This is a genomic window from Thauera linaloolentis 47Lol = DSM 12138, from assembly GCF_000310205.1.
Classification (GTDB): Bacteria; Pseudomonadota; Gammaproteobacteria; order Burkholderiales; family Rhodocyclaceae; genus Thauera; species Thauera linaloolentis.
Window position 1 is genome coordinate 1 of record NZ_AMXE01000117.1, and the last position, 7989, is coordinate 7989.

The 7989-nt window shown below is 70.8% G+C and carries 10 protein-coding genes; 7 read left to right on the top strand and 3 right to left on the bottom strand.

The window, feature by feature from the left end; all coding sequences use genetic code 11:
* From C666_RS21285 to ureG, 7 genes are all read left to right on the top strand, one after another.
* Nucleotides 1-111: an urease accessory protein UreD gene (locus tag C666_RS21285; RefSeq protein ID WP_004346203.1), complete on the top strand. Its 111-nt coding sequence runs from the start codon at nucleotides 1-3 to the stop codon at nucleotides 109-111.
* Nucleotides 112-153: 42 nt separating this feature from the next.
* A complete protein-coding gene (ureA, locus tag C666_RS17745) occupies nucleotides 154-456 on the top strand; it encodes an urease subunit gamma (RefSeq protein ID WP_004346205.1) in 303 nt (100 codons plus the stop codon).
* Nucleotides 457-467: 11 nt separating this feature from the next.
* Complete coding sequence (locus C666_RS17750) at nucleotides 468-803, top strand: urease subunit beta (RefSeq protein ID WP_004346207.1); 336 nt, start codon at nucleotides 468-470, stop codon at nucleotides 801-803.
* Between the two features lie 3 nt (nucleotides 804-806).
* Entirely contained in the window at nucleotides 807-2513 is a 1707-nt protein-coding gene (gene ureC / locus C666_RS17755; RefSeq protein ID WP_004346210.1) for an urease subunit alpha, read from the top strand.
* A gap of 67 nt (nucleotides 2514-2580) precedes the next feature.
* Complete coding sequence (gene ureE / locus C666_RS17760) at nucleotides 2581-3099, top strand: urease accessory protein UreE (protein ID WP_004346212.1); 519 nt, start codon at nucleotides 2581-2583, stop codon at nucleotides 3097-3099.
* A gap of 2 nt (nucleotides 3100-3101) precedes the next feature.
* The gene (locus C666_RS17765; RefSeq protein WP_004346214.1) at nucleotides 3102-3821 is read left to right on the top strand and encodes an urease accessory protein UreF; all 720 of its coding nucleotides are present in this window, start codon (nucleotides 3102-3104) and stop codon (nucleotides 3819-3821) included.
* Nucleotides 3822-3823: 2 nt separating this feature from the next.
* Complete coding sequence (gene ureG, locus C666_RS17770; RefSeq protein WP_004346216.1) at nucleotides 3824-4465, top strand: urease accessory protein UreG; 642 nt, start codon at nucleotides 3824-3826, stop codon at nucleotides 4463-4465.
* Nucleotides 4466-4475: 10 nt separating this feature from the next.
* Here the strand turns inward: ureG and C666_RS17775 are convergent, their stop codons facing one another.
* From C666_RS17775 to C666_RS17785, 3 genes are all read right to left on the bottom strand, one after another.
* Nucleotides 4476-5402 (bottom strand): helix-turn-helix domain-containing protein, encoded by a 927-nt coding sequence (locus C666_RS17775; protein WP_004346219.1) that lies wholly within the window; start codon nucleotides 5400-5402, stop codon nucleotides 4476-4478.
* A gap of 23 nt (nucleotides 5403-5425) precedes the next feature.
* A complete protein-coding gene (locus tag C666_RS17780) occupies nucleotides 5426-6868 on the bottom strand; it encodes an aldehyde dehydrogenase (protein ID WP_004346221.1) in 1443 nt (480 codons plus the stop codon).
* Nucleotides 6869-6945: 77 nt separating this feature from the next.
* The gene (locus C666_RS17785; RefSeq protein WP_004346224.1) at nucleotides 6946-7884 is read right to left on the bottom strand and encodes a SphA family protein; all 939 of its coding nucleotides are present in this window, start codon (nucleotides 7882-7884) and stop codon (nucleotides 6946-6948) included.
* Nucleotides 7885-7989 lie beyond the last annotated feature (105 nt).

A 7989-nucleotide genomic window follows, 5' to 3' on the forward strand; every position in this document is an offset into this window, starting at 1 on the left:
CTGGGGCCGGCGTGCGAGCCGGGGCGGGCGTGGTTCGCGCGCCTGTGGGCGGCGGCGCGGCCGGTGGTGGCCGGGCGGGCGGCGCACACGCCGCGCATCTGGAATACCTGATCAATTGTGTTGCAGGCGGCGCCGTGCGCCGCGGAGAGGACGATGGAACTGACGCCACGCGAGAAGGACAAGCTGCTGATCTTCACCGCCGGCCTGCTGGCCGAGCGGCGGCGCGCCCGGGGGCTGAAGCTGAACTACCCCGAGGCGGTGGCGCTGATCACCTGCGCCATCCTCGAAGGCGCGCGCGACGGGCGCACGGTGGCCGAGCTGATGGGCCACGGCGCGACGCTGCTGGCACGTGAGGACGTGATGGAAGGCGTGCCGGAGATGATTCCGGACATCCAGGTCGAAGCGACCTTTCCGGACGGCACCAAGCTGGTGACCGTGCATGCGCCGATCGTGTGAGGAGAAACAGCATGATCCCCGGAGAATTCTTCGTCGCCGACGGCGACATCGAACTCAATGCCGGCCGCGCCACGCTGGGCCTGGCGGTGAGCAACACCGGCGACCGCCCGATCCAGGTCGGTTCGCATTACCACTTCGCCGAGACCAATGCCGCGCTCGTCTTCGACCGCGCGGCGGCGCGCGGCTTTCGGCTGAACATCGCGGCGGGCACGGCGGTGCGCTTCGAGCCGGGGCAGTCGCGCACCGTCGAGCTGGTGGCGCTGGCCGGCGGGCGCGAGGTGTACGGCTTCAACGGCGAGGTCATGGGTGCGCTGGACGCGCCCCGCGACCCCCGGCGGGAGGGCTGAGCGATGGCGAAGATATCGCGCCGCGCGTACGCGGAGATGTTCGGCCCCACCGTGGGCGACAAGGTCCGGCTGGCCGATACCGAGCTGGTGATCGAGGTCGAGAAGGACTGGACGCTCTACGGCGAGGAGGTGAAGTTCGGCGGTGGCAAGGTGATCCGCGACGGCATGGGCCAGGGCCAGGACGTCGCAGCCAATGTGGCGGACACGATCATCACCAACGCGCTGATCGTCGATGCGGTGGCCGGCATCGTCAAGGCCGACGTCGGCCTCAAGGACGGACGCATCTGGCGCATCGGCAAGGGCGGCAACCCGGACATCCAGCCGGGGGTGACGATTCCGGTCGGCGCCGGCACCGAAGTCATCGCCGGCGAGGGCCTGATCCTGACCGCGGGCGGCATCGACAGCCACATCCACTGGATCTGCCCGCAGCAGATCGACGAGGCGCTCAACAGCGGCGTGACCACCATGCTGGGCGGCGGCACCGGGCCGGCGACCGGCACCTATGCCACCACCTGCACGCCGGGGCCGTGGCACATCCACCGCATGCTGGAGGCGGCGGATGCCTTTCCGATGAACATGGGCTTCTTCGGCAAGGGCAACGCCAGCCTGCCGGCACCGCTGAAGGAGCAGGTCGCGGCGGGCGTGATTGGGCTGAAGCTGCACGAGGACTGGGGCACGACGCCGGCGGCGATCGACAACTGCCTGACGGTGGCCGACGAGATGGACGTGCAGGTGGCGATCCATTCCGACACGCTGAACGAGTCCGGTTTCGTCGAGGCCACGCTGGCGGCGTTCAAGGATCGCACCATCCACACCTTCCATACCGAGGGCGCGGGCGGTGGCCATGCGCCGGACATCATCAAGGCGATCGGCCGTCCCAACGTGCTGCCGTCCTCGACCAACCCGACACGGCCCTACACCGTCAATACCATCGACGAGCACCTCGACATGCTGATGGTGTGCCACCACCTCGACCCGGCCATCGCCGAGGACGTGGCCTTCGCCGAGTCGCGCATCCGGCGCGAGACCATCGCCGCCGAGGACATCCTGCACGACAGCGGCGCGTTCTCGATGATGTCGTCCGATTCGCAGGCCATGGGCCGCGTCGGCGAGGTGGTGATCCGCAGCTGGCAGACCGCGCACAAGATGAAAGTGCAGCGCGGCCCGCTGCCGCAGGACGAGGGCCGCGGCAACGACAACTTCCGCGTGCGGCGCTACATCGCCAAATACACGATCAACCCGGCGATCACGCACGGCATCGCGCACGTGGTGGGTTCGGTCGAGGCAGGCAAGCTCGCCGACCTGGTGCTGTGGCGGCCCGCCTTCTTCGGCGTCAAGCCGAGCCTGGTGCTGAAGGGCGGCATGATCGCCACGGCGGCGATGGGCGACCCCAACGCCTCGATCCCGACGCCGCAGCCGGTGCATTACCGGCCGATGTTCGGCAGCTTCGGCGGCGCGCTGAAGACCTCGGTCACCTTCGTCTCGCAGGCCGCGCTGCACGACCCGGCGGTGGCGGCGCTCGGCCTGCGCAAGCCGCTGGTGGCAGTGCAGGGCTGCCGCACGGTGCAGAAGCGCGACATGGTGTTCAACGATGCCACGCCGGCCATCGACGTCGACCCCGAGACCTACGTCGTGCGCGCTGACGGCGAGCTCCTGGGCTGCGAGCCGGCGGACACGCTGCCGATGGCGCAGCGCTATTTCCTGTTCTAGCGCGGCGATGCCCGAGGCCGCGCGTTCCTTGTCCTCCTCATCCATCCATATGCAGAAGAACACCGACATGTCTGCCGAACCGGCTGCCGCCGACGTCCTGCTCATCGAAGCGCTTTACGACGGCGCCGAGCACGCGGCCGAGGCGCTCGAACTCGATTTCAACCTGCGCACCAAGAGCCGCCTGCGCGCGAAGCTGGCCTCGGGCGTCGAGGCCGGGCTGTTCCTGCCGCGCGGCACCATCCTGCGCGGCGGGCAGAAGCTGCGCGCGAACGACGGCCGCATCGTCGAAGTCCGCGCCGCGCCCGAAGAATTGATCGAGGCCCGCTGCGCCTCGGCGGTCGAACTCGCGCGTGCCGCCTACCATCTGGGCAACCGCCACGTCGCCGTGCAGGTGGGCAGCGATGCGGGCGGCGGCTGGCTGCGCATTCAGGCCGACCACGTGCTCGAAGGCATGCTCGCCGGGCTGGGCGCGCAGCTCGTGAAGCTGCATGCGCCGTTCGAGCCCGAGGCCGGCGCCTATGCCCATGGCCACCAGCACCCCGGCGACGGCAGCGGCGCGCGCATCCACCTGATGGCGGGGCGCTGAACATGGGGGCGCTGGCCGTTCCGCACGCGGCGGACGGCAGCCTGCTGCCGCTGCTGCGCCTGCTGCAGTTGAGCAGCCCGGCGCTGCCGGTGGGCGCCTACACCTATTCGCAGGGGCTGGAGTGGGCGGTGGACAGCGGCGCGGTGCGCACCGAGGCGGAGGTCGCGGCGTGGATCGGCGGCCTGCTGGAATGGAGCCTGGCGCGCTTCGAGGCGCCGCTGCTGGCCTGCCAGATCGCGGCCTGGCGCGCCGGCGACGACGCCGAGGCCGTTCGCCTCAACGACGATTTTCTCGCCAGCCGCGAAAGCGCCGAACTGCGCGCCGAGACCGTGCAGATGGGCTGGTCGCTGGCACGCCTGCTGGCCGGGCTGGATGCCTTCGCCGCACTGCCCGGCTGGCGCGCGCGCCTGCTCGCGGTCGATACGCCGGCCTTCCCGACGGCGTGGTCGGCTGCCGCCGCGGCGTGGCGGGTGCCGGCCGGACAGGCGCTGGCGGCCTACCTGTGGGCCTGGGCCGAAAACCAGGTGATGGCGGCGGTGAAGTGCGTACCGCTGGGCCAGAGCGCCGGCCAGCGCCTGCTCGCGGTGCTGGGCGAGCGCATCGCGCCGCTGGCGGACGGGGCGCTGTCTCTGCCCGAGGCGCGCTGGAGCAACTACACGCCTGGCCTGGCGATCGCCAGCAGCCGGCACGAAACCCAATACACGAGGTTGTTCAGATCATGAGCATGCAGTTTCCGGATCATGCCGCGGCAGGCCATCGCGGCCCCCTGCGCGTCGGCATCGGCGGCCCGGTCGGCTCGGGCAAGACCGCGCTGACGCTGGCGCTGTGCCTGGCGCTGCGCGAGCGCTACGACATCGCCGTCGTCACCAACGACATCTATACCGCCGAGGATGCGCAGTTCCTGGTGCGCAACGAGGCGCTGGCGCCGGAGCGCATCATCGGCGTCGAGACCGGCGGCTGCCCGCACACCGCGATTCGCGAGGATGCGTCGATCAACCTGGAAGCGGTGGACCGCCTCAACGCGCGCTTTCCGGGGCTGGACATCATCTTCGTCGAGTCCGGCGGCGACAACCTGGCGGCGACCTTCTCGCCCGAGCTGTCCGACCTGACGATCTACGTCATCGACGTGTCGGCCGGCGACAAGATTCCGCGCAAGGGCGGGCCGGGCATCACCCGCAGCGACCTGCTGGTGATCAACAAGATCGACCTCGCGCCGCTGGTCGGCGCCTCGCTCGAAGTCATGGCCCGCGACGCGCGCAGGATGCGCGGCCCGCGCCCCTTCATCTTCTCCAACCAGAAGAGCGGGCAGGGGCTGGCGGAGATCATCGCTTTCATCGAGCGCCAGGGCATGCTGGCGGCGGGTTGAGGCCGCGGCGTCAGGGCCAGTCGGCGAAGCTGCGCAGCGTGTCCTCGCTCCTGTCGCTGCGCTGGCGGGCGATGTTGCTGCGGTAGCGCGCGGGCGGACTGCCGGTGCGGATGCGGAAGAAGCGCGTGAAATGCGTGGTGTTGCGGAACCCGAGGTCGGCCGCGATCTGCTCGATGCTCAGGCCGGAGCGGATCAGTTGCAGGCAGGCCTCGTGCGCGAGCCTGTCGTGCACCAGGTCGAGGGGCGGGCGCTTGAGCGTGCGCACGCAGATGTCGTGCAGGCGGTCGTGCGACAGCCCCAGCGCCTCGGCGTAGCGCGCGATGCGCCAGTGCTCGCGGAAGTGCAGCTCGACCATGTGGCGAAAGCGCATCAGCAGCGCGCCCTGGGTGCTGGCCGACTGCTGCCCCACCGCCTCCAGGCCGGACAGGCGCCAGCATTGGATCATGATGACTGCGAGCTGGGCGCTGAGGAAGCGCCACGAGGCGCTGTCTTCGCGCGTGAGTTCGCGCTCGATGGCGCCGAAGGCATGGGCGAGGTCGTCGAACTGCGTCGGGTTGTGCTCACTGCTCGCCACCAGGCGGCGCTCGGCCAGGTAGCGCAGCGGCACCGACTCGGCGCCCTTGCCGATCGCGTCGATCAGCAGCAGGTCGGAGAAGGCGAGGATCTGCGCGGGTGTGCCGGCGGCCAGGCGCAGGAAGTGCTGGGGCTGGACCGAGATCAGCGCCAGCGCGGGGCCCTTGAGTTCGAGCGCGTCCTGCCCGCCGGACAAGGTGGCCTGCCCGGCGGGCAGCAGGATGGCGGCGCGCGGCAGTCCGCCGCGTTCGCTCCACAGCGCATGGCGCCGCGGGCCGAGGGCGCTGGGAAAGCGGCGGAACACGACGTTGGCCTCGATGTGGCGGCGGTAGTGCGCAGAGTCGATCGTTGCCGGCGCATGCATGCCGCCGGGTGGTGCCCCGCGGCTCAGAGCGGGTAGTCCTGCGGCTGGGTCTGGATGCTGATCCAGCGCAGCTCGGTGAATTCGTCGATCGCCGGTTTGCCGCCGAAGCGCCCCCAGCCGCTGGCCTTGAGGCCGCCGAAGGGGATCTGCGCCTCGTCCTGCACCGTGGGGCCGTTGATGTGGCAGATCGCCGACTCGATGCGTCGCGCGACCTGCAGCGCGCGCAGCGTGTCGCGGCCGAATACGGCGGCCGACAGGCCGTAGTCGCTGTCGTTGGCGATCGAGATCGCTTCCTCGATGTCGTCGAAACGCATCACGGCGGCGATGGGGCCGAAGGTTTCCTCGTGGTAGAGGCGCATCGTCGGCGTCACGTGGTCGAGCAGGGTGGCCTGCGCGATGCTGCCGCTGGTGCCGCCGCCGGCGATCAGTTCCGCGCCCTTCTGCACCGCGTCGTCCACCAGCTGGCGAACGCGTTCGGCGGCCTCGATGCTGATCATCGAGCCGAGCGGGCAGCCCGAGGCGCCGGCGGCCAGTGTGCGTGCGCGCGCGGCCAGGCGGGCGATGAAGTCGTCGGCGATGCGGCGGTCGACCAGGATGCGCTCGGTCGACATGCAGATCTGCCCCTGGTTGAAGAACACGCCGAAGGCGGCGGCCTTCACCGCCTCGCCGATGTCGGCGTCGTCGAGTACCAGCAGCGGAGCCTTGCCGCCGAGGCCGAGCAGGCAGGGCTTGAGGTGGCGCGCGCAGCGTTCGGCCACCACGCGGCCGACGCGGGTGGAGCCGGTGAAGCTGACGCGGCGCACGGCCGGGTGCGCGATCAGGGCCTCGACCACGGGGCCGGAATCGGCCGGGGCGTTGAGCACGACGTTGCACACGCCGGGCGGGAAGCCGGCGTCGCGCAGCACGTCGCCGATCAGGCGGTGGGTGAGCGGGGAGAGTTCCGAGCCTTTCAGCACCACGGTGTTGCCGCAGGCCAGCGGCATCGCGATGGCGCGCACGCCGAGCAGCACGGGTGCGTTCCACGGTGCGAAGGCGAGCACCACGCCGGCCGGCTGGCGCAGCACCATCGCCATCGAGCCGGGGCGGTTGGACGGGATGACGTCGCCCTGGATGTGGGTCACCATGGCCGCCGCCTCGCGCAGGATGTCCGCCGCGAGCCGGCAGTTGAAATGCGCCCAGGCGGGCGTGGTGCCGGTTTCGGAGACGATCGCCGCTTCGAAGCGGTCGGCGCGCGCGAGCAGCAGATCGGCCGCGGTGTGCAGCAGGGCCTGGCGCTCGGCGGGCAGCACCTCGCCCCAGGGGCCGAAGGCCGCGGCGGCGGCATCGACCGCGGCCGTGGCATCGGCCACCGAGGCGGCCGCGGCGCGGGTCACGACTTCGCCGCTGACCGGGTTGCGGCAATCGAAGCTGGCATTGCCGCTGGCCGCGAGGTCATTGTTGCTGATGAGCAGGGGGGCGTGCTGCATCTGTCTCTCGTTGTCGTCGCGGGCCGGCGGCGCTCCACGGCGGAATGCAGTCCGTCGCGGCGGCCGGCGCCGCCCGCTTATAGCGGCATGACCGCCTTGAACCAGAACTTGTCGCCGCCGAAGCGGTTCTCGACCCTGGATTCGTGCTGCCACTGGCCGATGAACTGCACGCCCGACGCGTTGGTATAGGTGACGCTCGGTCCGATCGCGAGGACCTGCCCGCGGCGGCCCCCGGACCACAGGCCGGGGCTGGCGGCGAGGCTGCGGCCGTCGAGCCGGTCGTCTTCGAGCTGCTTCAGATAATACCCCGAAAGGCCGACGCCCCATGGGCCGAAGCGCTTGCCGGCCAGGTAGTCGACGTGGAACTCGTCGCCCGAGGCGTATTTCATCCTTTCGGCGCCGGGGGTGAGGCGGAAGCGGGTGTTGCTCGACTTGACGTTGTACATGAACTTGGCGGAAAGCTCCCAGCCGTCCCCGTTCAGCCAGGTGACGGCGAACAGTGGCTCGATGCTCCAGTAGTTGGCGCCGATGCTCTGCGTGGGGTCGCCCTCGCGGTAGCGGCCGGTGGGCAGATTGATGCTCATGCCGACGGCCCAGTGCCAGTCTCCGGCGTGCCAGGACACCACGAAGGGGTCGAAGGTGGCGTCGCCGAGGCCGGCGACCGTATTGCGGCTGCCGCCCAGCGAGACTTCCTGCGACGCCAGCGGCAGGATGGCGTACCAGCCCCAGTTGCCGCCGAGGAGCTTGCGTTCGGACACGTGCACGACGCGCAGGGCGTTGAACCAGGCGTCCGCGCCGGCGCCGGAGACGCGCTTGCCGTCGCCGTTCTTCAGCTTGCCGCTGTAGTAGCCGAAGTAATTGAGGTAGTAGGTGCCCGGCGGCGGCAGCGCGCCGGCCAGCCAGTTTTCGGCGCCGTTGGGGTACTGGTCGGTGCCTTCCTTGGCGCCGGCGGGGGCTGCGGCCAGCGCCAGGCCGGCGAGGGCGCTGGCGGCGAGGCCGCGTTTGAGGGTGTTCATCGTCTTGTCTCCGTGGGGTGTCGTCGCCGCCGCCGCGCGGGGCGCGGGCGTGTTCCCGCCCGCCGTGGCGGGCACGGCGGGTGCTGCGGCGGGCGGGCAGCTCAG